The following is a 26,513-nucleotide window of genomic DNA, read 5'->3' on the forward strand; positions in this document are numbered from 1 at the left end:
AATACCTTAAAAATACATGTTTGCATTAATACGAAAAGAGTTTAATACTTTCTTTGCTTCTGCGGTGGGATATTTAGTCATTGCTATATTCTTAATACTTAATGGACTCTTTTTATGGGTTTTCAAAGGGCAATACAATATACTAGACAGTGGCTTTGCAGATCTTTCTCCTTTTTTCCAGATCGCACCATGGATACTACTTTTTCTTATTCCAGCAGTTACTATGCGCAGTTTTGCTGAAGAAAAAAAACAAGGTACTCTAGAATTACTACTTACAAAACCAATACAAAATTGGCAATTGGTATTAGGTAAATACCTGGGAAGTCTTTCTTTAATCATCATCGCATTATTACCAAGTCTATTATATTGTTTTACGATCTATATTTTAGGTAACCCAAGTGGTAATTTTGATGTAGGAAGCACATTTGGTTCTTATATTGCTTTACTATTATTAGCTTCTCTATATACCGCGATAGGGATTTTCTCATCTACAATTACTAACAATCAAATAATTGCTTTTTTGATTTCTCTATTTTTTTGTTTTTTATTTTATTTTGGCTTTAGTAGTATTTCAGATTATGGGCTTTCTGAAACTATTAGTCATTTTTTTGAACAACTAGGTATTCGTCTTCATTACGAACGTATGAGTCAAGGTATCTTAGACACACGAGATATTTGTTACTTTTTAAGTATCATTTTATTTTTTGGAGTTTTAACCAAAATCATACTTCAAAAATCTGTAAATAAATCCAAAATTAAACCTATTCTTATTGCACTTACTCTTGTATTTATTCTTAATAGTATAGGTAATCGTGTTTATAGCCGGTTTGATCTAACTCAGGATAATCGATTTACGCTATCCGATGCCACTAAAAGTTTAATTTTAGAAACACCTGCTCCTGTTGTTATCGATGTTTTATTGAAAGGAGATTTTCCATCTGAGTTTAGAAAACTTCAATCCGAAACCAAGCAGTTACTTGAAGAATTTAATGCTTTAAATTCCAACATTCAATATATTTTCACAAATCCTTTAGAAGAAGAAGCTTTAAGAACAGAAACGATAAATCAATTACAACAATTCGGTCTTACTCCGATGGAGGTTAGTGTGCAGGAAAGTGGCAAGACAGAAATTGAAACCATTGTTCCTTGGGCGATTTTAAGTTATCAAAATAAAAGCGTAAAAATACCATTAGTCAAAAATAATATTGGAGCCACCTCAGAAGAAAGAGTAAACAGTTCTATTCAACAATTAGAATACGCATTTGCAGATGGCTTAACAAAAATATTACATCCTAAAAAGCATAAAATTGCAGTGCTCAAAGGAAACGGACAGTTACCTGATTTAAAGATTGCAGATTTCATAAAAACACTACAAGAGTACTATTTTGTAGGTGCTTTCACATTAGATTCTGTATCCAGCAACGCCACTAAAACCTTAGAAGATTTACAAAAATTCGATCTTATAATTAATGCAAAACCTACTCAAACATTTTCTGAAAAAGAGAAGTACGTACTTGATCAATTTATAATGAATGGAGGGAAGTCTTTATGGCTTCTAGAATCTGTAGCAATAGAAATAGATAGTCTAATGAATCCCGAGGGCTCTACCGTTGCGTTAATGAGAGATCTTAGACTTAATGATGCTTTATTTTCTTATGGCGTTAGAGTTAATCCCGTTTTAGTGAATGATCTTCAGTCAGCACCACTTGTATTAGCCTCTGGACAAGGTAATGATACCCAATTTACTCCTTATCCTTGGTTTTATGAATCGCTAACAAAAAGCACTAGTAATCATCCTATTGTTAAGAATATCGAATCTGTAAAGTTTGAATTCGCTAACCAAATAGATACAATAAAAAATAATATCAAAAAGACTATTTTACTTACAAGTTCTGAAAAAGTAAAATTAGAGGGAGTTCCTAAAGAAATTAGATTAGATATTATAAGAGAAAAACCAGATTTTAGCACCTACATCGAAGGAAAACAAAATCTTGCTGTTTTATTAGAAGGAGAATTTAAATCTAACTATAAAGATCGAATCAAACCCATCAAAATAAAATCCCCAAAAGACAATAGCAGTCATACAAAAATGATTGTTGTAAGTGATGGTGATATTATCAAAAATAAAACTAGAAAAGGACAACCATTAGCTCTTGGATTTGATCCCTATCTTAATTTAAAATATGGTAATAAAGAGTTTTTACTTAATGCCATTAATTATCTCTTAGATGACTCAGGGCTTATCGAGGTTCGTAGTAAAGAAATTAATATCCCTTTTTTAAATGTAGAAAAGGTAGTTGCTCAAAAAACTAAATGGCAAATTATTAATATTATTGTGCCTTTAGTACTCCTTGGGATCTTTGGATTCCTATTCTCTTTTATCCGAAAGAAAAAGTATAAAAAGGTATTATAAAGGCTAATTGAACGAGTTTATCTATATTTGAAATAGAAAAGCCCTAGAATTATTAATACTGAAAACCCAAATATTGTTCTTAAAACGGAAGACCTCTCTATTGGTTATCACATCAAAAAGAAGTTAAATGTCGTTGCTGCTGACATCAACCTTAAATTATATGAAGGTGAGTTAGTTGGGCTTGTGGGTGCTAATGGTATCGGCAAATCGACCTTACTAAGAACACTATCACGCGTACAACCTGCTCTTCACGGTAGTGTATATTTGTCGGACAAAAAGCTTAATACGTATAAGCCTGTCGAACTTGCTGCACAATTAAGCATTGTTTTGACCGAACAAATTGCTTCAAAAAATATTACAGTGCAAGAACTAGTAGCACTCGGCAGACAACCATATACAAATTGGGTAGGTAAAATGGCCGAAGAAGATGTTGAAAAAGTTCGCAAAGCTATAGAAGTTACTCATATAGAAGGATTAATATCCCGAAGATGTTTTGAACTTAGTGATGGTCAATTACAAAAAGTTCTTATAGCCAGAGCTATAGCTCAAGACACACCTTTTATTATGCTTGATGAACCTACTACTCATCTAGATGTGTACCATAAAGCATATATCTTAAAACTTTTAAAACGTCTTGCTTTTGAAACCAAAAAAACTATTTTGTTTTCTACCCATGAAATTGATTTTGCTATACAATTATGTGATAAAATGATTGTGATGAATGAAGATGGGTTTGAGTTTGGTCGCCCTAAAGAGTTAGTACAATGTCGTGCTTTTTCTTCTTTATTTCCTGAAGATTTAATTTTATTCGACTCTAAATCTGGCAGATACAAAGTAAGAAATTAAGCTTTTTAGTATATTTATATTTATCAAATCTTGTCGATTAAATTCCAAAATGTTGCTATGAAAAAGCATGCCTATATTTTTTTCTCATTTTTATGCATTACTGTTCTTTTTGTTTCTTCCTGTTCTAATGACGATACTGCGATACCAGAAGATCCCGAAGTCATAAATAATCCTGTCGAGCATGATCTAACAGAAGAGCAATTAAGGATTGTTGATTACTTTAAAGAAGTAGCACTAGGATTTGAATTTGGTAGTGCTTCTAGAGTAACAAGAAAATGGAAATCCCAGATGAAAATATTTGTAGATGGTGATCCAAGTCCTGCACTCAAAACAGAATTAGATAATATCATTTCTGAAATAAACGCTTTAACCACTGATGGATTCAAAATACAGATTGTAGATAATTTCGATCAGTCAAATTATCATCTTTTCTTTGGTACCGGTACCGCATATGCTTCTATATATCCCGATCAAAGAGATTTTGTAGAAAATAATTGGGGGTTATTTTATCTTCTATGGAATTCTTCAAATGAGCTTACAAGTGGACATATGTATGTCGACACAAGACGCGCAAATGATATGGCACAAAAACATCTTTTAAGAGAAGAACTAACACAATCTTTGGGTTTAGCTAGAGATTCAAAAAAATACCCTGAAAGTATATTTCAATCAGACTGGACTACTACAAATCAATATGCACAGATAGATAAAGAATTAATCCAACTTTTATATCATTCTGATATGGCTACTGGATTAAATAGATTTGATGTCGATCCTATTTTAATTCAATTATTAAAAGAAGAATAAAAACTTCTAAACACATCCTTCTCAATTTTCAATGCTTATATTTATCTTTGAGTAAATATAAGATTACATGTCAGGATACACACCGATCATTATTGCTATAGGAGCAATTATTATATCTATTTTTATTGGTTTTTTTATTGGTAAATATGTCACTTCTTTAAAGAATAAAAGTGAAAAAAGTACAGATATAGAACGATCCAATCAACTAAAATTACAATTAGACGAGTCTAAAAAAAATGCAGAACACCAATTAGAATTTGCAAAACAACAACATGCAGAATATAAAAACAGTATAGAAAAACAACTTATAGATTTAAAAAAAGAACGTGAAGATATTCGTAGAGAAAAAGACTTTTTAAACACCGAACTTACACGTAGAAATTCTGAATTTGAGAATCTTCAACTCAAAAATCAAGAGCAAAAAAATGAAGTAGAGAAGCTTCAGGAAAAGTTCTCTAAAGAATTTGAAAACCTTGCTAATAAAATCTTGGACGAAAAATCCAACAAATTCACAGAACAAAATAAAGAGAATATTAAAAACATTCTCACACCTTTACAAGAAAAAATAAATACATTCGAAAAGAAAGTAGAACAAACACATAAAGAAAGTATAGACTATCACGCTGCGCTTCGACAACAGATTTTAGGGCTTAAAGACCTTAACGAACAAATGAGTAAAGAAGCTACCAATTTAACTAAAGCGTTAAAAGGAGATAGCAAAATGCAAGGAAACTGGGGAGAACTAGTACTAGAAAGGGTACTAGAAAAATCCGGCCTAGAAAAAGATCGTGAATATTTCGTACAACAAAGTTTTACTACAGAAGATGGTAATCGCGTATTACCAGATGTAGTAATTTATCTTCCTGATCACAAAAAAATGGTTATAGATTCTAAAGTAACATTAACGGCATATGAGCGTTTTGTTAATGAAGATGACAATGATCTAAAAGCTAACTATCTTAAAGAACATATAGCTGCACTAAAACGGCATGTAGATCAGCTTTCAGAAAAGAATTACCAAGACCTCTACGATATAGAATCCCCAGACTTTGTATTACTTTTTGTACCTATAGAACCTGCTTTTGCAATCGCTATTAATGAGGACAATAAACTATACAATCAAGCTTTTGAAAAAAATATTGTCATCGTAACCCCTTCTACTCTACTTGCCACTTTACGTACTATCGATACCATGTGGAATAATGAAAAACAACAGCGTAACGCTATCGAAATTGCAAGACAAGCAGGAGCCTTATATGATAAATTTGAAGGATTGGTCAAAGATCTTACAGGAGTCGGTAAAAAAATCGATGATGCTAAAAAAGATTATTCTGCCGCTATGAATAAATTAGTAGATGGACGTGGAAATCTAATTACAAGTGTAGAAAAACTTAAAAAAATGGGAGCTAAAGCAAAAAAATCTCTGCCTGAAGCTATTATCAAGCGTGCTTCTGATGAAGATGATTTATAAAACTTAATCTATGAACGCAGATACGTCACAAATTCTTATCCAAGCTTTAACTGGTCTTTTTTATGCCATTCCGACACTTCTATTTATTGGTATCGGCATTCATTATCTTATAAAAAAAGGAAATACGACCGATGGAATTTTTATAGTTATCGGGAATATTATAATACTACTGTCTATAGTGATAGGGAAAATCTTATTTATTCAATTTGTTGTATACCAAAAATGGGATAGCACTGTATATACTTATATAATTTCTGCTATTAACATTGTCTCTTTTATAGGATCAATTCTCTTTGTAATTGGCCTCTTTTTATTAACTAAGAAAGTCATTAAAGTAAATAATTCTTAATATGAAATTTAAACACATTTTTATACTTTTATTTTTAATTGGGTCCATTGCACAAGCCCAACAATCCTATTTTCCTGAACGTGGAAATTGGGAAGAAAAAACCCCCTCAGAATTTAAAATCGACACTCAAAAATTACAAGAAGCTGTTCAATTTGCAAAAGACAATGAATATTCTGGTTCTAAGGATTTACGCATAGCTATTGTTAAAGGTTTTGAGCGAGAACCATATCACAAAATTTTAGGACCAACCAAAAAACGAGGAGGCCCTGCTGGTTTAATTATTAAAGATGGCTATATCATTGCCAAATGGGGGAATGTTGAGCGTGTTGACATGACTTTTAGCGTTACAAAAAGTTACTTATCTACCATGGCCGGACTTGCAGTAGATAAAAAACTAATACGCTCTGTAGATGATTTTTCTTATACTTATTTATGGGACAATACATTTGACGGAAATCACAATAAAAAAATTACTTGGAGACACTTGCTTACACAATCCTCAGATTGGTCTGGACAATTATGGGGTGGATATGATTGGGCAGATCGTCCCCCACGCGAGGGAAATATAGATGATTGGAAATTAAGAAAACTAAATCAACCAGGCTCAGTTTTTGAATATAATGACGTTCGAGTTAATGTTCTAGCATATTCATTATTAAATATTTGGAGAAAACCTTTACCACAGGTTTTAAAAGAAAACATAATGGATCCTATCGACGCTTCAACAACATGGAGATGGTTTGGCTATGACAACTCATGGGTTACTGTAGATGGTGCTAAAATGCAATCAGTTAGCGGGGGTGGTCATTCTGGAGGCGGGCTCTTTATAAATTCATTAGATCATGCTCGATTTGGGCTTTTGTTCCTAAATGAAGGTAACTGGAACGGAAAACAACTTGTTTCTAAAGAATGGATCAAAGAAGCCATTACACCTTCAAAAGCAAACTCTAATTATGGTTTTATGTGGTGGTTAAACCAAAAAGGGACTAGACATTGGGAAAACCTACCAGAACATATATACTATGCTGCTGGTTTTGGAGGTAATTTTATTGTAATTGATCAAAAACAAGATTTACTAATAGTAACAAGATGGTTAGAACCTAGTCAAATTGATGAGTTTGTAACCAAAGTATATAAAGCTTTATAAAATAAATATGAAAAAAGTACTTGCGATAATCATAACCGTTCTAGTACTGCTATTTGCAGCGTGGTATGCTTTTATATACTATGCATCCTATAGTGAAGGAACGAGAAGTGGGGAACTTATTAAATTTAGTAACAAAGGTGTATTAGTAAAAACTTGGGAAGGTGAAATTAGTCAAGGAATTTCTGGAGCACAAATATTTAGTTTTTCTGTAGAAGATAAAAACAAGAAAATTATTGAAAAGCTTGAAAAGTTTCAAGGTCGATATGTGAAACTGAAATATAAAGAGCGATTTGCTAAAATTTCATGGCTTGGAGATACGAAGTATTTTGTAATAGATGTCGTAGAAGAAGTATCACCACATTTTAGAAATAAATAGATGAAAAAACATAAATCAAACAAAGAGTCCCGAGTAATCATTTCAGAATTAATGCTCCCATCTCATTCAAATTTTAGTGGAAAAATCCATGGAGGTTACATTTTATCTTTGATGGATCAAATTGCTTTTGCATGTGCTTCTAAACATTCTGAGACCTATTGTGTTACTGCCAGTGTTGATAAAGTAGATTTCTTAAAACCGATTGAGGTCGGAGAATTAGTTACCATGAAAGCCTCTGTTAATCATGTAGGAACAACATCTATGGTGGTTGGAGTACGAGTTGAATCTGAGAATATACAAACTGGAGCAATTAAACATTGTAACTCTAGTTATTTTACAATGGTCGCAAAAAATGATACTGGAAAAAGTGTCCCAATTCCTGGTTTAATTTTACAAAACAAAACTGATATACGACGATTTGTTCGTAGTATAATTCGTAAGGAAGATGCAAAAGCCAGACGTGATCGTTTTAAAGCCTCTGAATTCAAACTTGAAGAGCATCTTGAGGTCTTAAAACAATACAATGTAAAAATTACGTTATAATATTATATTATAAATAAAAATTGACCTGAATATGTAATGATCCCCTATGTCTTTACGTCAAAAATTGTATATTGACTAAAAAAATCCCCTTTTATGAAAAAGATTGCTAAGTTTTCAATTTTAATTCTGACCGCTGTTATTTGCTTTAATTGTAGCAGTAGTGATGATGGCGGCGACACTAACGGAGGTGATCCAGAGCCAAACCCTAATCCTAATAAAATAACTACGTATGATGCAGATGTGAAAGCTATTATTGATGGGCAATGTATTCGATGCCATACGACACCTCTTCAGAATGGAGCTACGTTTCCAATGGATAATTTTAATGAAACTAGAAACGGTATCAATCGTGGTATGATTGAAAGAATTCAATCTACAAGCTCAAGAAGAGTTATGCCTCCTCCTCCTGCGGCAATGCTTACTCAAGAAGTTATCGATATTATTCGTGACTGGGAAGCCGATGGTTTATTAGAAAACTAATTCTTAAATATAGAATTATATTATATATAAAAAATCCCGCAAGTTGCGGGATTTTTTACTTTATCTTTATTTACTTAGATACATTTTACGTCTAGAATATAAATCGTAAAATTGATCGTCTTTTAAATCATCGATAAACAAAATACTTTCACCAGTACTTTTCATTTCTGGTCCTAGTTTCTTATTTACATTAGGGAATTTATTAAACGAGAAAACTGGTTGTTTAATCGCATAACCTTCTAAATGTGGTTTAAAATCAAAGTCTGTAACTTTCTTATCGCCCAGCATTACTTTTGTTGCATAATTTACATATGGCTCGCCATACGCTTTAGCAATAAAAGGCACAGTTCTAGAAGCTCTTGGATTGGCTTCAATGATATACACCATATCATCTTTAATAGCAAACTGAATATTAAGAAGTCCTACTGTATTAAGTGCTAACGCAATTTTATGAGTATGATCCTTAATCTGTTGCATAACAAACTCTCCTAAGTTAAAAGGAGGTAATGTAGCATTAGAATCTCCAGAGTGAATTCCACAAGGTTCTATATGCTCCATAATACCAATAATATAAACATTTTCACCGTCACAAATGGCATCAGCTTCAGCCTCGATAGCACCATCTAAGTAATGATCTAATAGTAATTTATTATTTGGTATTTTTCTAAGAAGATCCACAACATGCTCTTCTAGCTCTTGTTTATTAATTACAATTTTCATTCCCTGTCCACCAAGTACATATGAAGGTCTTACCAGAATTGGGAAATCTAATCGATCCGCTACTTCAAGAGCTTGATCTGCAGTCTCGGCAGTATCAAACTCTGGATAAGGAATATTATTTTCTTGTAATAATTTTGAAAAACTTCCTCTATCTTCTGCTAAATCTAAAGATTGAAAGCTAGTTCCTATAATTTTAATGCCGTATCGATCTAATTTTTCTGCCAGTTTTAAAGCCGTCTGACCACCCAATTGTACAATAACACCTTCGGGTTTTTCATGCCTTATGATATCGTAGATATGCTCCCAAAATACTGGCTCAAAATACAATTTATCGGCAGTGTCAAAATCTGTAGAAACCGTTTCTGGATTACAATTTATCATGATAGTTTCATATCCACATTCTGCAGAAGCTAAAACTCCGTGTACACAACAATAATCAAATTCAATCCCTTGTCCGATTCTGTTAGGGCCAGAACCTAAAACAACAATCTTTTTCTTATCGGTAACTTTACTTTCATTTTCAATATAAACTTTACCTTCTGGAGTTTCTATTTCTGCTTCAAAAGTAGAGTAGAAATATGGTGTTTTTGCTTTAAATTCGGCAGCACAGGTATCAACTAATTTATAAACTCTATTGATCCCTAAATCGCTTCTCTTATTATAAACTTCACTCTCGTAACATCCAACCATATGAGCTATTTGTCTATCTGCAAATCCTTTTTGTTTTGCTTCTAGTATTAGCTCTTTGGTTAATGATTGTATGGTATACGTAGAAATTTCTTTTTCAAGATTATAAAGGTCTTCATATTGCCTTAAGAACCACATGTCGATCTTAGTAATTTCATGAATTCTACTTAATGGAATTCCCATTTGAATAGCGTCATAAATCACAAATACTCTATCCCAACTGGCATAGGTTAGCTTATCAATAATTCGATCGTAATCCTTGAGTCCTTTTCCGTCTGCTCCTAAACCATTTCTTTTAATCTCAAGAGATTGTGTGGCTTTATGCAACGCTTCTTGAAAAGATCTACCAATACCCATTACCTCTCCTACAGATTTCATCTGTAGACCTAGAGTACGATCTGATCCTTCGAATTTATCAAAATTCCATCTTGGAATTTTCACGATTACATAATCCAAAGTAGGCTCAAATAATGCCGATGTTGATTTTGTTATTTGATTATCTAATTCATCTAATGTATACCCTATTGCTAATTTTGCCGCTATTTTTGCAATTGGATACCCTGTCGCTTTTGAAGCTAAGGCTGAGGAACGAGAAACTCTTGGATTAATTTCTATAGCTATAATTTCTTCTCTGTCATCAGGGCTTACAGCAAATTGTACATTACAACCTCCCGCAAAATCCCCTATACTACGCATCATATGAATTGCCATATCACGCATACGCTGAAACGTTTTATCACTAAGTGTCATTGCAGGAGCAACAGTAATAGAATCTCCTGTATGAATCCCCATCGGATCCATATTTTCTATGGTACAAATAATAACTACATTATCATTATTATCCCTAAGAAGTTCTAATTCATACTCTTTCCAACCTATCAATGCTTTATCAATCATTACCTCATGAATAGGCGAAACCTCTAATCCACGCGTAAGTAACTCATCAAAATCTTCTTCTTTATATACAAAAGAGGCTCCAGCTCCACCAAGAGTATAAGAGGCTCTAATTACTAACGGAAAACCAAATTCCTGAGCAATTTCTTTACCTTTCAAATATGAATTAGCAGTTGCCTGAGGTGCCATACCAATACCTATTTTAAGCATTAGCTCTCTAAACTGTTCTCTATCCTCTGTTATATTAATAGCATCGATATCAACTCCGATGATATCTACATCAAAATCTTTCCAAATACCTTTTTCATCAGCTTCGATACAAAGATTTAATGCGGTTTGCCCCCCCATTGTTGGTAATACAGCATCAATTTGGGGATGCTCCTTTAATATACCAATAATAGACTTTGTAGTTAGCGGCTTTAGATATACATGATCCGCCATAGAGGGATCAGTCATTATAGTCGCTGGATTCGAGTTAATTAAAATAGTTTCAATTCCATCTTCGCGAAGAGATCGTAGTGCTTGAGTTCCAGAATAATCAAATTCACACGCTTGACCGATTACTATTGGACCAGATCCTATGATCAATATACTTTTGAGTTTTTCGTTTTTAGGCATGTAATAAAAAATGTTGCTGTTTTGATAAATTTATTTAATAGATATAAAAAAAGGCGTTACCTATAAAAGTAACACCTTAATATTTTAGAAACACTTAATCATTAGTGCTTATGTCTTAACTCTGAAGAAACAGATATCTTTTTTCTTCCTTTAGCTCTTCTACGAGCAAGGACTTTTCTTCCATTTACTGAAGCCATACGCTCTCTAAAGCCGTGTTTATTTTTTCTCTTTCTTTTCGATGGTTGAAATGTTCTCTTCATTGCTATATATCTTTATAAATCTTCTTGAAATATCTAATTTGATCTATTTTGGACATCTTCCCCAAAACTGCGGGCAAATATACGAAGAGTTTTTACTTTGACAAACCTAAATATCAATTTATTTTTAATTGTTTTTATTACCTTTGCCGCGACTTAAAAAACATACCTTTCATGTATAACAAAAATATAAAATTAGTAATTGCTGCTCTAATTGTTGGTGTAGCTGTTTGGCAAATGATCGAAGGATATATCGGCAATGGGATAATGCTTATCTTATTAGCAGCAATTTTTGTCTTTTTGTATTTTAAAAATGAATTAATTCTTTTAGCATTTCTAAGATTACGTAAACAAGATTTTGAAGGTGCTAAGAGATGGCTTGATAAGATAAAAAACCCTGAAAGCGCCCTTACAACTAAGCAACAGGGTTATTATAACTATCTTTTAGGGATTATGCTTTCTCAAACAAACATAACGCAAGCAGAAAAATATTTAAAGAAAGCGATAAAATTAGGATTATCTATGAATCAAGATTTGGCAGTCGCTAAATTAAATCTTGCGGGAATAGCAATGACTAAAAGAAGAAAACGAGAAGCTCAAAATCTTCTTACTGAGGCCAAGAAATTAGATAAACACAATATGCTGAAAGATCAAATTACGATGATGAAACAGCAAATGAAGAAAATTTAGGCACACTAATTGTTCTATATAATACGTTATCTAATAGAATATCGTACCAAATAGTACTCAAAAAAGACTTTATTAAACCTAAGTTTAATACTAATTACTGTTTTTTTTAAGACTTAAACAGTACATTAGCTATTGTAATTGTGATATAATGAAAAAATTATTAATTCTAGGAATACTATTTTCTTTTTCTAGCAATTTATTTGCTCAACCAGAAGTGAAAATCCCTTTTTCGACTGCAATCTCGGCACATATTGTTAAATACAATCAAAAAATCGATGATGCATATAAAGACAAAGACCTTGAACGTGCTGGTTTTTTGTTTGATTCATTAGTAAGAAACCATCTTAATGGTACTTATATGGATAATTTTAGTCTAAACACCCTGAAAGGTGATCCTATACTATTAAGAGATTACGAAAAACCAATGTTTCTTATCACATATGCTGCATGGTGTGTTCCGGGTATTGGCGAGATCCCTGCGTTAAACGACTTAGCAGATAAATTTCATGATCAGTTGGACTTTGTTGTATTATTTTGGGACACAAAAGAAAATTTAAAGTCAAAAGAAAAAGAATATACTCAGAATATCCAATTAGTATATGTTAATGAAAAAACTAATCAAGATTCGTATATCATTAATAAATTAAAACATGCTCTTGGCTTTCCTATGATGTACTTTATGGATCAAGATAAAAAAGTGTTGGATATCCGTAAAATTGAAACACATCATTCTAGTGAAACCTTAACCAATTCTTACAATATCCATTTCAATTCCTTATCTAAAGGTGTATCATTATTAATTGCTGATCTTGATGCAAAGGGTCTTTTAGAAGGTGATGAAAATGATGAAAGCGACCAAGAAGGTAGTGACAAAAGAAGAGGCAAAAAATCTAAAAAGTCTAAAGAAGAACTTGATGAAGAAGGAAGAACTGCCGAAGAAAGAAAAATTGATGAAGAATATGAGCGCTATAAGCGAGAAAAAGATTCACTAAAAAATAATCGCAGAAAGAACAACAGATAAGAATCTATTTAAAAACTACGACGTTTATTTACCAAATATCATTTTTAAAGCAACTAATAAAAGGATACCTCCAAATATCTTTTTAAGCTGTTGTTGATTTACAGAGATTGCTAATTTACTTCCTAGGTACCCACCAATTATAAAGGTAAGAGCAATAATCACAGCGTATTTCCAGTTAACATACCCTTCTTGATAATAATTATAGGCAGCCAGAAAAGTAACTGGAACTGCTAAAACCGCCAAGCTAGTTCCCTGAGCTTCATGTTGAGAAAAATTAAGCCACAAGATCATCAAAGGAATCATAACTACACTTCCTCCAATACCAAGTGTCCCACTAAAAAAACCCGCTAATAAACCTATTAGAACTAAAGAAATAAGTACAGATACATTCATGCCGCTTAAAATAAGCAGCTAACTTAAACAAAAAAACTAATAAATGTCTGTAAAAAAATTACTATTGACCCGTTCCGGTTTTATAATATCCTTCTCTTGGAATTTGGATATAATATTCTTTTCCTGAAGTATTATTTAAATGAGCTTCTCGTAACCAAGGGTTATGCAACTTTAAGATTTTATAATTTATATTATGCTTTTTTGCAAACTCATTAAAGTCAGTAATTTGTTCCTCAACCAACACTTTAAAAGTTGGGATATGCTTATAAAGGTCTTCGTTTGTAAAGTTAAACCCGTATTTCTTTGGGTTACTTAATATCTCTTTAACAGCTACAATTCTAAACACATATCTTCCAGTTTCTTCACCTAATAATAAATCATAATACGAAACAGCATTCTGTCTTTCTAATTGTCTATTTACACCTGCTCTTCCAGCATTGTATGCTGCAGCGGCAAGGGTCCATGATCCAAACTTTTTCTTTGCACTTTTAAGGTATTTACAAGCAACTCTTGTAGATTTCTCTATATGGTATCTCTCATCTACATTCTGATTAACCTCTAATCCATACTCCTTAGCTGTTCCTTTTAATATTTGCCAAAATCCAGTAGCTCTAGCAGGAGAAACGGCTTGGGTAAGACTACTTTCTATAACTGCTAAATATTTAAAATCATCTGGAACACCTTCTTCTTTAAGTATAGGTTCTATAATTGGAAAATACTTGTTTGCCCTTTTAAAAAGAAGCAAACCATTCGATTGCCAATACGTATTTACCAAAAGTTCTCTATCCATTCTTTCTCTAATATCTGGATTTTCAATAGGAACTAACTCTCCTGAAAAGTTCAGGTTATCAGGCATAGGAATTGCGTAGACATTATAGTCATTAATCAATTTATCTTCAAGAACTTCTTGAGCTAAGGGCTTTTGCGGAGCATCTTGGGTAGCATTCACCAAAATACTAAAGGTAAATAATACACCTAGAAAAACTAAAATCTTCTTTATCATCTTCATTGTTATAAGTAGGTTTTATTGGGGAAATAATATATTCTATCACAATATAACGTAAAAACTTAGACTATTGCAAGTTATCATTAATAATTTCGGGTAAATACTTATTAAACCATCTTGCACGATTAACAATCATTACATGCGTTCCTTTTTCAACAGTAATACAATTTTTAATATTCACTATCGGAAAAACGACATCTTTATCCCCGTGTATATGAATAAGATCATCTGAAGGTTTCTCCTGATCCCAACATACCATATTTTTGATAGCCCAATCCAAATATCTTTTATCATTTACAGAAAGATATCTTTGATACATTGCAGCTCTTTTTTTTGCAAAATCACCAAAAGCAAGTTTTTCCCAGTTTTCAATTTTAGAAATTAAAGATGTAGGTAATAATTTGTAAAACCCTGTTTTACGGGCTATTTTCATGCGTTTTGGCAATTCAAACTTACTCTTAACACTAGAAATGATAATCACTTTTCTAAACTTCATGCGTTTACTCATTTCCTGAACAATTATCCCTCCAAAGGAAACTCCAATCAAAACAGCATTATCATGTTTTACCGCTTCACACATTCTTTTTGCATACTCAGAGATCGATTCTTCTTTATCCGGAATCTTCCATGGTATCGTATATATACTAAATTGATTGGTCGGTAATTTTATGTTTTCAAAAATAGAAACATCCGCTGCCATTCCGGGAACAAAATAAATATGGCTAACTTCCTGCGACATAGGTATTTTAACAGAGGTTTTAAGGTTTAAAGCTCTAATTTTCTTATATTTGCACGTCAAAATTATGGTATTACCCTTTTAGAAAAAAGCAATACTTGATTAAATTTTGGTAAAAGGGAATTTTCAACTAACAAATCTTAGTTAGCCCATATAGTAGAAAAATTAGATTTTATGTATCAAATCAGCAAAAATCTATTTTTTTATTGGCTAATAAAGATTAGATATTACAGGGGATTTGCCCTATTTATGATTTAATTACCTCATAATTTAAAAAAATATGGAGAACATGAGTGATGTTGAATTAGAAATTACTGATAATGAATTTCTAAGACAATTCGAAACTACAATTGATGGTCAAAAGGCAAAGATCGAGTACGCTCAACAAGAAAGAAAGATTTTCTTAACAAAACTTATCATGAGTGAAGAACAGATTGAAAAAGGGTATGAACAGGATTTTATTATTGCAGTCTTTAATATTATCCAAGATCGTAACATCAGATTAGTTCCTACAAGCCCAATAATTGCTAAGTTTATGAGAAAAAACAGACGCAAATACAAAGACTTATTGCCTGTAGGTATCAATATCTAGTCAAAATGATCTTTTAGAAAACAAAAAAATCTGTCATGCGGCAGATTTTTTTGTTTTTAGGCTACAATTTCTTTTGAAGTAAAATCAAACCTAACCATTCCATCCTCATCAATATCTTTTAATTTTATTTGATGTACTGTATTTATATACTCAGGATTCCAGGGCATTTTTACTTTTACATAATTCTCTGTAAAGCCATGTATATATCCTTCCTTATTTTCAGATTCAAAAAGTACTGTTCTTGTCGATCCTAATTGACTTTCATAAAATGCTCTTCTTTTTTTAGCAGACAGACCACGTAACATTTTACTTCTTTTCTTACGAACATTCATCGGGACTACTCCATTCAGATTTGCAGCCACTGTATTATCTCTTTCTGAATATGTAAATACATGTAAATATGAGATATCCAAATCTGATAAAAATTTATATGTGTCTAGGAAATGATCTTCTGTTTCTCCAGGAAAACCAACAATGACATCAACACCAATACATGCATGCGGCATTACTTCTTTGATTTTCTGAACACGATCAACGTACAAATCACTAAGATATCGTCTTCTCATTAATTTAAGAATTTCATCATTTCCTGATTGTAAGGGAATATGAAAATGAGGAACAAAAGTTCTTGAATTAGCAACAAAATCGATAGTTTTATTCTTTAATAAATTAGGCTCTATTGAAGAAATTCGTAAGCGCTCAATACCATCTACCGTATCAAGAGCTTCAACCAATTCATAAAAGGTATGTTCATGCTTTTTATTACCAAACTCACCTTTTCCGTAATCTCCTATGTTAACTCCTGTTAGTACTATTTCCTTAATTCCTTTTTCAGAAATCTCTTTTGCATTTTTTAATACATTCTCTAAAGTATCGCTTCTAGAAATCCCTCTAGCTAATGGTATTGTACAATATGTACATTTATAATCACAGCCATCTTGAACTTTTAAAAATGCTCTTGTCCTATCACCAATAGAATAACTTCCTACATAGAAATCAGCCTCTTCTATCTCGCAAGAGTGTACCTCTCCAAATTCATTTTTAGACAGATCATTAATATAATCTATAATTTTAAACTTCTCTGTTGCGCCTAAAACCAAATCAACACCATCTACTGCCGCCAACTCTTCAGGTTTTAATTGGGCATAACAACCCACAGCTGCTACAAATGCATCGGGATTACTTTTTTGTGCCTGTTTTACAATAGTTTTAAATCGCTTATCAGCATTTTCAGTAACAGAACACGTATTAATTACATAGATATCCGCATTATCAGAAAAATCAACACGATCAAAACCTTCATCAGTAAAATTCCTCGCTATTGTGGAAGTTTCTGAAAAATTTAGCTTACATCCTAATGTATAAAAAGCAACTTTTTTCCTCATAAAACAATTTCATATTTCGACATAGGTAGAAATCTCATTATATTTACCACGCAACTTAATCTTAAGATTAAATTTTAAGCGTGCAAATATACCAACAATAATTCGTTTACTAAAATTGAAAACAAAGCATTTTACTTTTATAATTCGTTATTTAACAATAACTTATACACTGTTTTCTTTAGTTTCTTGCGAAAAATCCTCTCAAAATAATAAAGATCATCTTGTATTTAGATACAATCACCATAATAATGTAAGTTCTTTAGATCCTGCATTTGCCAGAGATATTCCTAATATATGGTCTACCAATCAATTATTTAATAGTCTTGTACAATTAGATGATTCTCTTCATATCATTCCGGATATTGCAAAAAAATGGGAGATTTCTAAAGACATGTTGACGTACACTTTTACCCTACGCAACGATATAAAATTTCATAAACACAAATTATTTAACACTCAAGACAGTACTCGTACTGTAGTTGCAAAAGATTTTGCATATAGTTTTGACAGACTTATAGATCCTAAAGTAGCCTCACCAGGCAATTGGGTACTTAAAAGTGTAGAAAATTACAAGGCTATTAATGATACTCTTTTCGAGATACGTTTAAAGAAACCCTTTCCTGCCTTTTTAGGTTTAATGAGTATGCGTTACTGTTCTGTAGTACCAAAAGAAATTGTAAACTTTTATGGAAATGAGTTTCGTTCAAACCCCATAGGAACAGGTCCTTTTAAATTTAAGCTTTGGGAAGAAAATGTAAAATTGGTATTGCGAAAAAACGAACTTTATTTTGAAAAAGATAGTAACGGAAAACAACTTCCTTACCTCGAAGCTGTAGCCATAACCTTTTTACCTGATAAACAGAGTGAATTTTTACAATTTGCGCAAGGTAAAATTGATTTATTGAATAGTCTTGATGCTTCGTATAAAGATGAATTACTAACACCGAGTGGTAAATTACGTGATCAATATAAACAACAGGTACATATTAGTAAAGGTCCTTACCTAAATTCTGAGTACCTTGGATTTTACTTAGATTCAGAAAAAGAAGAAATTCAGTCTATTTTGCTTCGCAAAGCAATCAATCATGGTTTTGATAGAGAAAAAATGATCACGTACCTTAAAAATGGTATTGGAATCCCTGCTATTAATGGTTTTATTCCTAAAGGTATTCCTGGATTTACTAATCGCTCTGGATATGAATATAATCCAGAAAAGGCCCGAAAACTTATTGATAGGTACAAAAAAGAGACTGGTAACGACACACCAATGATCAGAATTGCAACTGATGCCAATTACCAGAGTATATGCGAGTTTATTCAGAGAGAATTAGAAAAAGTAGGGCTAACAATTATAGTTGATGTGATGCCTTCTTCAACTATACGACAAAAGAAATGGGCCGGAAAACTAGAATCCTTTCGAGCGAGTTGGATCGCCGATTACCCAGATGCCGAGAATTTTTTATCACCTTACTATAGTAAAAATCATACTCCAAATGGTCCCAATTACACACATTTTAAGAATGACTATTTTGACTCCTTGTACGAAGAAAGTTTTTTAATAACAGACACCAAACTAAGAGAGCAACACTATTCTAAAATGGATTCTATTATTATTTCTGAAGCTCCAATTGTTCCCTTATACTATGACGAGGTTGTTCGTTTTACACAAAAAAATGTAAAAGGCCTTACAAATAATCCGCAAAATTTCTTGATTTTAAAACGGGTATGGAAAAAAAGTTTAAATAAAATTTAAAACAAATAAGTGTTTCAGCTGTATTTTTTGCTTTTTGTCGATTCATTTTTCTTATATTCGCTTTTCATTAGTTAAAATTTAACATTTAAATTAACCCAAATTTCATGAAAAAAATTAACCTAATTTTGCTCGCATCTTTATTTTTAGGAGTAATATCCTGTAGTAGTGATGACGAAAATCCAAACTCAAACCCTAATCAAGTTGATCCAAATCCTATAGAAGATATGGTTTTAGAAGCAAATTCGGTTTCTCAAGGCTTAACCGTTGATGGCGCCAATAGAATTACAGGTAATGCTCCTACTCCAACCGGAAATATACCTTTTGCTATTGATGAAACCAATCAATCTGGATTTTTGAATAGCGGATTTGATATCACCTTTGACGCCCCTCAAAATTTTGCAGGAGCATATCTTCAGGTAAGATCAAATGATGGCACTATCGCTTCAGATTATCTTGATATTCCTTCAACCGCTATAAGAGCTACAAGAAGTCCTATTAATCTAATGAAGTCAACTAAAATGATGGATGATGAGATAGCAATTGATGTAGATTTTGATGCTTCAATTCCTCCAGGTAAATTTTGCTACTTAATATGTATTTATGATACTGAAGGTAATATTAGTAATCCCGTAGAAGTCTGTGTTGTTGTAGAAGCCTGGGGTGGAAATTCCAACTTAATAGGGACATGGAACTATACCAAACAAATCTCTAATGGGGTAACTATACCTGTTGGAAGTATTAATTTTTGTGAAGGTCCCGAAACTATAACTTGTAATAATCAAGAAACTATTGAAGTTCCTGAAAGTGAAGGTTGGTGTTATGCTTCAACTGAAATACTACTAACACTAAAAGAAGACGGCACTTATACCCTAACGGATCTTTCTTTTCAAAAACAAAACTTTTTATTCTCAGAGAGTCAATCAGGTTGTAGTATTGTAAACGAACCTTATATTGATGAATTTGGATCTAAAGAAACATCAACAGGCTTCTGGGCATATAATGAAGAAGGTAGTGAGTTAAATCTTATAGAATTTGAAAATAAAACAATCTATTTTGAAGATAATACTGAAGACAATTATATAGAGGATACGGGAAGTCTCTTTTACTTTAGTGGAATTACAGTACTCGATGGAAATAATCTAATTATAAAAGGTACAGACTTTGATTTTAATGTAACTACCGAGTATCACTTTACAAAATAACGCTTTTTACATACCAAATACCATACGCCATCTATTTATGACAGATGGCGTTTTTTTTATGCATTATCCTATTTTTAATTTTTACGCCATTGTTTTGTCTCTTCAAAAACATGTTCTAATATTTGCTCTTCCTGTTCGTTAAATTCAAGATTTCTTCGAGACATCACCACTTTTGCTACTTCAAAAGCTTTTCTGGTTAAATAGGTTGTAAAACCAGCGCTCCCACCCCAACTATAACTTGGGATAAAATTACGCGGAAATCCACCACCAAAAATATTTGCGTTTACACCTACAACGGTTCCTGTATTAAACATTGTATTAATACCGCATTTAGAATGATCTCCCATCATTAAACCACAAAATTGTAGCCCTGTCTTAGCAAAGCCTTCGGTTTCATAACTCCATAATCGTACTGGTGCATAATTATTTTTAAGGTTCGATGTGTTAGTATCTGCACCCAGATTACACCACTCGCCTAACACAGAATTACCTATAAAACCGTCGTGTCCTTTATTCGAAAATCCAAAAATTACAGAATTATTAACCTCTCCTCCAACTTTAGAATGTGGTCCAATAGTAGTTCCTCCATAAATTTTTGCACCCATTTTTACGGTTGCAGATTCACATAACGCAAAAGGGCCTCTAATCATGCTTCCTTCCATAATTTCTGCATTTTTTCCTATATAAATAGGTCCATTACTAGCGTTAAGCGTTGCAAATTCTACAGTAACCCCTTCTTCTAAAAATATTTGTTCTTCTCCTAATATATGATTTGAACTTGAAAGGGGTTCGCTCTCCCTATCTTTTGTTAATAGATCAAAATCCTGACGAATTGCTTCTTCATTTTTCGAGAAAATATCCCACGTGTGCTGCACAGTCAAGGTTTCTTCTTCAAATTGTAATATATCATACTTATCAAAATCTACTTCTTGCCCTTCTTTAACATAGAAAGCAACTACTTCATCTTTGCAAAAAATAGCTTGATCCGTTTTAAGTTCTTTAATGCGATCAACAAGTTGATTTGTTGGCAAGTAAGATGCATTAATCATTACGTTATCTTCTAACTCCACCATCGGAAATTTAGCATTAAGATAATCTTCTGTTATGGTAGATGTAGTAAAACCCAGATGCTTTTCCCATTTTTCTCTTATCGTTAAAATACCTATTCGTATTTCTGCTACTGGTCTGGTATATGTAAAAGGCAATAGTGCATTACGTGAAGCACCATCAAAAAGAATATAATTCATGATTTGATTTCAAAAAATTTATAATTCTGAACTACTGCAAAAATAAAGACGTTCATGTTAAAAAGAATACTGTTTAGCTATTTTATTTGTAAAATAAATTTTTGTAAAAAATATAAACCATAAAAAAAGCCTTTCTAAACAGAAAGGCTTTTTAAGATATTGTAAAGCTAAATTATTTTTTGAATTTAGCATATTTGTTTTTGAATTTGTCAATACGCCCTGCAGTATCGATAAGTTTAGATTTCCCAGTATAAAAAGGGTGAGAAGATCTAGATATTTCTAATTTTATCAAAGGATACTCAACACCATCAACTTCTAACGTTTCTTTTGTATCTGCTGTAGATTTTGTTAAAAAAACATCATCGTTAGACATATCTTTAAACGCTACTAATCTATAATTTCCTGGGTGTATATCTTTTTGCATAGTATTATCTTTTCATTTTTCGAGCTGCAAATTTACAATTATTTTTTTAATTGCAAAATATTTTTAAGTAAAGAAAGTGAAAATATCTACAATTCTAAAATCAACAGCAAAATTTAAACATATAACTACGCAGATTCAGATTCACATTCATAAGCCCAAGTAAGAATAGCCCTTATTATACTTGATGAATCTCCTGCTGCGGCTATAGAACACGCATCAGAATTACTCTCTTTACTTAAACTCATTCTTAAATTTATTCTGAGATAATCAAATTGACTTGCAATTATAAAAAATTCCTCAGGTGTTATTTCCAAGTCTATAAGAATATTGTATAAATTAATAAATTCTTGAGTTTGATCACCAAGAAAATCTTGAAATAAAACTTCTAATTGAATAGTCGTAAAATCTTTTTCAAATGATTTCCTAGATATTATTTTAGTAAAATCATCCAATTTACCTGTTTTAACCGCACTATTATTAAACTCTATTAAAGTCTGTTTGACTAAATCTTCTTTTTCTGAGATTGTAATTTCACTGGAGTCTTCTTTTGAACAAGAAATTATGGTAAGCAAAAAAAGTCCAACTATAAAAAGTAATTGTTTTTTCATAATTCATAGTTTCGTTAATAAATTTTTATATAATCCTATTTTGGTATTCCTAATTTCAATTTAAATTGATTAAGCCTAAATAACACAAAATCAAACAATTGATAATTTTTGTTTTTTTTAACAGTAACCTAGTAATTACACTAGCTAACACCTTCTTTTAACTACGGTTTTACCGTAATACAAAAACGAATATACGATAAAATAACGAAATAGCCCGATGAAGTGTTTTTTTTTCAATCAAACTGTAACATTTTATTATATTTGTGAACAGATTGTAAATATTCTTACTGCTATGGAAGGATCAAATGTTTCTATTAAAAAATACATATTAAAATTTGGAGTAATTCTTGGAATTACGTCTGTTTTATACAATATCATTATTTATTTAACAGGTAATATTATTAGTGGAAAGTGGTTTTTGCCGTTAATAAGCGCCATCATTCTTATTAGTGTAATAATCTCTGGAATTTATTCGTATAAATTAGCTAATAATAGTTTTTTAAAATTAAGCAATTCAATAAAAATAGGTTTAGGTGTTTCATTACTAGGTGGTTTAATTGTTGTTATTTGGAAAATCTTCCTTTTTAATATCATAGAACCTGATATGATGGGGCAGGCTCTAAGTACGAGACAGGAACAAATAATAACTAGTAATCCCAATATATCTCAAGAAAAATTAAATCAAAGTATGGCAGTAGCCGAAAAACTTAACTCTTTATACATAAAAGTATTATATTCATTAATAGAAACATTAATATTAGGATTTTTGATTACCTTGATCGGAGGGATCATAATGCGTAAACAAAGAAACCCGTTTTAATACGCAATAGGTAATTCTAGTTATTTATTTTATTAAAATTGGATATTCTTCTTTGTCTAACAAAACTTCTTCTATCTAATCAATAATATTAATTTATATTATCACATTGTAACATTTTAGTATCTTTATATACTTATGGTGTATAGATAATCAAAACACATAACAAATGGAAAATGATCAAGCATCTACTAAGAAAATTATTATTAATTATGGCATAATCCTAGGTGTCTTATCCGTCTTAATGGGAGTTGTAATATACATCATGGATGGATATGCCGAACAAAACTGGATACATACTGTAATTGGTTTGGCTATCATAGCGGGTGTTATTGTATATGGTATCAAGGCATTTAAAGCCGTAAATGGTGGATTTCTTAAACTTGGTGAAGCTATAAAAGTAGGTATTGGTATTGCACTTATTGGAGGAATTATTGGTGTGGTTTGGACCATTCTACTAATGAACGTTATAGAACCAGGTATTGTTGACCAAATCAATGATGTACAACGTGAACAAATGTTAGAACGTTTTCCTGATATGCCAGAAGAACAGCTAAATCAAAGTTTAGAAATGGCTAAAAAATTCACTTCGCCTTATATCATTTCTGCATTTGCATTAATATGGAACCTATTTATGGGACTTATCATTTCTGTTATTGCGGGATTTGCGATGCAAAGAAAACAAGATTTACATTAAGCCCACACTTACATATCAAAATATAAAAATGGATTACAAGAAAATGTAATCCATTTTTTTTTGTAATCTTTTTACAAATCTCTCATTTGGTATATTAAAAACCAATATCGTTTTTCAGTATTTATCCAGGTTTCATTTTTTATCATATCATATCCATTTTAGCTTAATACCATCATCTACATTTTGGAGTATTATGATCAAGTTTTATGTTAAGTTTATCCATATATCCAACGAAATTTCCTCGTTGAAAACAAAATACAACCCCATATAAAATCAAAACTGAGTCAAAAATCCAACACCTTAATAATCAATTTATTAACCAGAAAAACACAATGTAAAAGCAAGTCTAATTTTATAAAAAACGACCTATTACTCTTGTGTTTTTGATTGTATTCCTTATACATTTGTGATGAACAAGCAACTCATTAAATTTTATATCAATTCAATAAAAGATGCTTTTCTACTATATCATTTCAAGAAGGTAAACTTAAAACTATGGCGTTAAAAAGTGAACAAGAAATCATAGACGGAATTATGTTAGGAGACGAAATTACTTTAGCCTCATTTTATCGTCAACATTTACCCTACATAAAAAATCATATTCTAAAAAAAGGAGGATCTAAAGAAGATGCCGAGGATATTTTTCAGGATGCACTATTGGTAATGTATTTAAAGTTAAAATCAAACGATACATTAATAAGTACTACTATTGGAGCCTATTTTTATGGTGTTTGCAAAAACTTATGGTTAAACCGCTTACGAAAAGAACGAAAGTGGTTAATGGCCGATATCCTTGCCGATGATTTTAAAGATCCACAAACAGCGATAACAGATCAAATACAACAAAAAGATCGTAAAAAACTCTTCAACACCTATTTTTCTACTTTGCATACCAGTACAAAACAATTGTGGAGTCTTTTTTTTGAAGAAAAAAACAGTAAAGAAGTATCATTAGCAATGGGATATACCGAAAAATATGTACGGAAAAAGAAATGCGAAACCAAAAAAGAGCTTATTCAAACTATATCTAAAGATCCATTATATAAGGAATTGGTAGATATTTAAACAACTTTAACTAAAAACCTTAATTAAAGTATGAAAAACCAGTTTATACCTTAAACTCTCCATTGGGCACGTATTCGCTAATTATAAAAGATCGATCATAAATTAAGAAACTGTACATATCCCAACTTATAACATTTTACTATATTTGAATATTGGTTTCTTTTTTGTTTTACGTCTGTGATGTTATTCAAAATCATAGTAGTGCTAGAAAGAAGCTTATCTTAAATTTATCTATGAATATATCTGTGGTCATACCGCTGCTTAATGAGCAGGAATCACTTAGCGAATTATACAATTGGATTGCAAAAGTTATGCAATCCAATTCTTTTTCTTATGAAATTATCTTTATCGATGATGGTAGTACCGATAAATCCTGGAGTACCATTACCCAACTCTCAGAAAAAGATAACAATGTAAAAGGAATACGGTTTCTTAAAAACTTTGGAAAATCTCAAGCATTACATGCAGGTTTTGATGCAGCTCAAGGTGATGTTATCATTACTATGGATGCCGATTTACAAGATAATCCAGAAGAAATTCCTGAAATGTATGATCTTATAGTCAACGAAAACTATGATCTTATTTCGGGTTGGAAAAAGAAACGATATGATTCTGTAATTGCTAAAAATTTACCCTCAAAGTTATTTAACGCAGCTGCACGAAAAACCTCGGGAGTAAAACTTAATGATTTTAATTGTGGTCTTAAAGCGTATAAAAATATTGTTGTTAAAAATATCGATGTGCATGGCGAGATGCATAGATACATCCCTGTTTTAGCAAAAAATGAAGGCTTTTCTAAAATTGGTGAAAAAGTAGTACTTCACCAAGCTAGAAAATACGGTAGTACAAAATTCGGAATGAGTCGTTTTATTAATGGCTTTCTTGACCTAGTCACCATTTGGTTTATGTCCCGCTTTGGTAAAAGACCCATGCACTTTTTTGGATTAATTGGTACCATATTGTTTATTATAGGTTTTTGCTTTGCTTTATATTTAGGAATAGACAAACTATTTATTGAAACCAAAGGTAGATTAATAGCACAAAGACCAGAATTCTATATTGCTCTTACAGCAATGATATTAGGAACACAATTTTTTCTTGCAGGATTTCTGGGAGAAATTATATTAACAAGTAAAAGAGATAAAAAAAGATATAACATCTCAGAAAAAATACATTTATAATCTCGGTAAACAAACTAAGCATTGTCAAGTAAGCATTACCCCATTTTTTTAGTATTTATCCTAGAAATTATATAGTATTTTTGCAATT

General features: G+C 31.6%; 27 protein-coding genes. 18 read left to right on the forward strand and 9 right to left on the reverse strand.

Annotated features, from left to right (window positions below; translation table 11 throughout):
- Window positions 1-16: 16 nt before the first annotated feature.
- The 9 genes from gldG to AWE51_RS21455 all read left to right on the forward strand — a co-directional run bounded on the left by gldG (window position 17) and on the right by AWE51_RS21455 (window position 8,432).
- The gene (gldG, locus tag AWE51_RS21415) at window positions 17-2,413 is read left to right on the forward strand and encodes a gliding motility-associated ABC transporter substrate-binding protein GldG (RefSeq protein WP_066318021.1); all 2,397 of its coding nucleotides are present in this window, start codon (window positions 17-19) and stop codon (window positions 2,411-2,413) included.
- A gap of 111 nt (window positions 2,414-2,524) precedes the next feature.
- Entirely contained in the window at window positions 2,525-3,259 is a 735-nt protein-coding gene (locus AWE51_RS21420) for an ABC transporter ATP-binding protein (RefSeq protein WP_317041848.1), read from the forward strand.
- A 57-nt stretch (window positions 3,260-3,316) separates the two neighbouring features.
- Window positions 3,317-4,066, forward strand: coding sequence for a DUF2927 domain-containing protein (locus tag AWE51_RS21425; RefSeq protein WP_066318025.1), 750 nt, complete (start codon window positions 3,317-3,319; stop codon window positions 4,064-4,066).
- 67 nt (window positions 4,067-4,133) lie between these two features.
- Window positions 4,134-5,537, forward strand: a complete 1,404-nt coding sequence (gene rmuC, locus AWE51_RS21430) for a DNA recombination protein RmuC (RefSeq protein WP_066318027.1) — start codon at window positions 4,134-4,136, stop codon at window positions 5,535-5,537.
- 10 nt (window positions 5,538-5,547) lie between these two features.
- Window positions 5,548-5,886 carry a hypothetical protein gene (locus AWE51_RS21435; RefSeq protein ID WP_066318033.1) on the forward strand — a complete coding sequence of 113 codons (339 nt, stop codon included), beginning with the start codon at window positions 5,548-5,550 and terminating at the stop codon, window positions 5,884-5,886.
- Window position 5,887: 1 nt separating this feature from the next.
- Window positions 5,888-7,033, forward strand: coding sequence for a serine hydrolase domain-containing protein (locus tag AWE51_RS21440; protein WP_066318035.1), 1,146 nt, complete (start codon window positions 5,888-5,890; stop codon window positions 7,031-7,033).
- Between the two features lie 7 nt (window positions 7,034-7,040).
- Window positions 7,041-7,409: a 6-phosphogluconate dehydrogenase gene (locus tag AWE51_RS21445; RefSeq protein ID WP_066318037.1), complete on the forward strand. Its 369-nt coding sequence runs from the start codon at window positions 7,041-7,043 to the stop codon at window positions 7,407-7,409.
- Complete coding sequence (locus tag AWE51_RS21450; RefSeq protein WP_066318043.1) at window positions 7,410-7,952, forward strand: acyl-CoA thioesterase; 543 nt, start codon at window positions 7,410-7,412, stop codon at window positions 7,950-7,952.
- 93 nt (window positions 7,953-8,045) lie between these two features.
- Window positions 8,046-8,432 (forward strand): hypothetical protein, encoded by a 387-nt coding sequence (locus AWE51_RS21455; RefSeq protein WP_066318046.1) that lies wholly within the window; start codon window positions 8,046-8,048, stop codon window positions 8,430-8,432.
- A 66-nt stretch (window positions 8,433-8,498) separates the two neighbouring features.
- On the opposite strand, the gene carB is transcribed toward AWE51_RS21455, so the two are convergent.
- Together carB and rpmH are read right to left on the reverse strand one after the other, a co-directional pair.
- Entirely contained in the window at window positions 8,499-11,351 is a 2,853-nt protein-coding gene (gene carB / locus AWE51_RS21460; protein ID WP_066318048.1) for a carbamoyl-phosphate synthase large subunit, read from the reverse strand.
- Window positions 11,352-11,452: 101 nt separating this feature from the next.
- Window positions 11,453-11,611: a 50S ribosomal protein L34 gene (gene rpmH, locus AWE51_RS21465; RefSeq protein ID WP_066318051.1), complete on the reverse strand. Its 159-nt coding sequence runs from the start codon at window positions 11,609-11,611 to the stop codon at window positions 11,453-11,455.
- Window positions 11,612-11,782: 171 nt separating this feature from the next.
- On the opposite strand from rpmH, the gene AWE51_RS21470 reads away from it, so the two are divergent.
- Both AWE51_RS21470 and AWE51_RS21475 read left to right on the forward strand, forming a co-directional pair.
- Window positions 11,783-12,298, forward strand: a complete 516-nt coding sequence (locus AWE51_RS21470; RefSeq protein ID WP_066318063.1) for a hypothetical protein — start codon at window positions 11,783-11,785, stop codon at window positions 12,296-12,298.
- 148 nt (window positions 12,299-12,446) lie between these two features.
- Window positions 12,447-13,319: a TlpA family protein disulfide reductase gene (locus AWE51_RS21475; protein ID WP_066318065.1), complete on the forward strand. Its 873-nt coding sequence runs from the start codon at window positions 12,447-12,449 to the stop codon at window positions 13,317-13,319.
- Between the two features lie 24 nt (window positions 13,320-13,343).
- Here the strand turns inward: AWE51_RS21475 and AWE51_RS21480 are convergent, their stop codons facing one another.
- The 3 genes from AWE51_RS21480 to AWE51_RS21490 form a co-directional block, all read right to left on the reverse strand.
- Window positions 13,344-13,712, reverse strand: a complete 369-nt coding sequence (locus tag AWE51_RS21480) for a sulfite exporter TauE/SafE family protein (RefSeq protein WP_066318067.1) — start codon at window positions 13,710-13,712, stop codon at window positions 13,344-13,346.
- A 61-nt stretch (window positions 13,713-13,773) separates the two neighbouring features.
- On the reverse strand, window positions 13,774-14,721 hold the full coding sequence (locus AWE51_RS21485) for a lytic transglycosylase domain-containing protein (RefSeq protein WP_066318069.1): 948 nt from the start codon (window positions 14,719-14,721) through the stop codon (window positions 13,774-13,776).
- 64 nt (window positions 14,722-14,785) lie between these two features.
- Window positions 14,786-15,457, reverse strand: a complete 672-nt coding sequence (locus tag AWE51_RS21490; RefSeq protein ID WP_066318070.1) for an alpha/beta fold hydrolase — start codon at window positions 15,455-15,457, stop codon at window positions 14,786-14,788.
- 286 nt (window positions 15,458-15,743) lie between these two features.
- On the opposite strand from AWE51_RS21490, the gene AWE51_RS21495 reads away from it, so the two are divergent.
- Window positions 15,744-16,046, forward strand: a complete 303-nt coding sequence (locus tag AWE51_RS21495) for a GNAT family N-acetyltransferase (protein ID WP_066318073.1) — start codon at window positions 15,744-15,746, stop codon at window positions 16,044-16,046.
- A gap of 56 nt (window positions 16,047-16,102) precedes the next feature.
- Here the strand turns inward: AWE51_RS21495 and mtaB are convergent, their stop codons facing one another.
- Window positions 16,103-17,431 carry a tRNA (N(6)-L-threonylcarbamoyladenosine(37)-C(2))-methylthiotransferase MtaB gene (gene mtaB / locus AWE51_RS21500; RefSeq protein ID WP_066318074.1) on the reverse strand — a complete coding sequence of 443 codons (1,329 nt, stop codon included), beginning with the start codon at window positions 17,429-17,431 and terminating at the stop codon, window positions 16,103-16,105.
- 115 nt (window positions 17,432-17,546) lie between these two features.
- On the opposite strand from mtaB, the gene AWE51_RS21505 reads away from it, so the two are divergent.
- Entirely contained in the window at window positions 17,547-19,184 is a 1,638-nt protein-coding gene (locus tag AWE51_RS21505) for an ABC transporter substrate-binding protein (protein ID WP_394332240.1), read from the forward strand.
- A gap of 104 nt (window positions 19,185-19,288) precedes the next feature.
- Complete coding sequence (locus tag AWE51_RS21510; protein ID WP_066318080.1) at window positions 19,289-20,386, forward strand: YajG family lipoprotein; 1,098 nt, start codon at window positions 19,289-19,291, stop codon at window positions 20,384-20,386.
- A gap of 74 nt (window positions 20,387-20,460) precedes the next feature.
- Here AWE51_RS21510 and AWE51_RS21515 read toward each other — a convergent pair whose 3' ends face one another.
- The 3 genes from AWE51_RS21515 to AWE51_RS21525 all read right to left on the reverse strand — a co-directional run bounded on the left by AWE51_RS21515 (window position 20,461) and on the right by AWE51_RS21525 (window position 22,665).
- Window positions 20,461-21,633, reverse strand: a complete 1,173-nt coding sequence (locus tag AWE51_RS21515) for a GlmU family protein (RefSeq protein WP_066318082.1) — start codon at window positions 21,631-21,633, stop codon at window positions 20,461-20,463.
- A 172-nt stretch (window positions 21,634-21,805) separates the two neighbouring features.
- A complete protein-coding gene (locus AWE51_RS21520) occupies window positions 21,806-22,057 on the reverse strand; it encodes a type B 50S ribosomal protein L31 (protein WP_066318090.1) in 252 nt (83 codons plus the stop codon).
- Between the two features lie 125 nt (window positions 22,058-22,182).
- Window positions 22,183-22,665 carry a hypothetical protein gene (locus AWE51_RS21525; RefSeq protein ID WP_066318093.1) on the reverse strand — a complete coding sequence of 161 codons (483 nt, stop codon included), beginning with the start codon at window positions 22,663-22,665 and terminating at the stop codon, window positions 22,183-22,185.
- Window positions 22,666-22,882: 217 nt separating this feature from the next.
- Between AWE51_RS21525 and AWE51_RS21530 the strand changes: the two genes are divergently transcribed.
- The 4 genes from AWE51_RS21530 to AWE51_RS21545 all read left to right on the forward strand — a co-directional run bounded on the left by AWE51_RS21530 (window position 22,883) and on the right by AWE51_RS21545 (window position 26,425).
- Complete coding sequence (locus tag AWE51_RS21530) at window positions 22,883-23,485, forward strand: DUF4199 domain-containing protein (RefSeq protein ID WP_066318094.1); 603 nt, start codon at window positions 22,883-22,885, stop codon at window positions 23,483-23,485.
- 166 nt (window positions 23,486-23,651) lie between these two features.
- The gene (locus tag AWE51_RS21535) at window positions 23,652-24,179 is read left to right on the forward strand and encodes a DUF4199 domain-containing protein (RefSeq protein ID WP_066318096.1); all 528 of its coding nucleotides are present in this window, start codon (window positions 23,652-23,654) and stop codon (window positions 24,177-24,179) included.
- 495 nt (window positions 24,180-24,674) lie between these two features.
- On the forward strand, window positions 24,675-25,244 hold the full coding sequence (locus tag AWE51_RS21540; RefSeq protein ID WP_066318098.1) for an RNA polymerase sigma factor: 570 nt from the start codon (window positions 24,675-24,677) through the stop codon (window positions 25,242-25,244).
- Window positions 25,245-25,477: 233 nt separating this feature from the next.
- Window positions 25,478-26,425 (forward strand): glycosyltransferase family 2 protein, encoded by a 948-nt coding sequence (locus AWE51_RS21545; RefSeq protein WP_066318101.1) that lies wholly within the window; start codon window positions 25,478-25,480, stop codon window positions 26,423-26,425.
- Window positions 26,426-26,513 lie beyond the last annotated feature (88 nt).

Source organism: Aquimarina aggregata (assembly GCF_001632745.1).
GTDB lineage: Bacteria > Bacteroidota > Bacteroidia > Flavobacteriales > Flavobacteriaceae > Aquimarina > Aquimarina aggregata.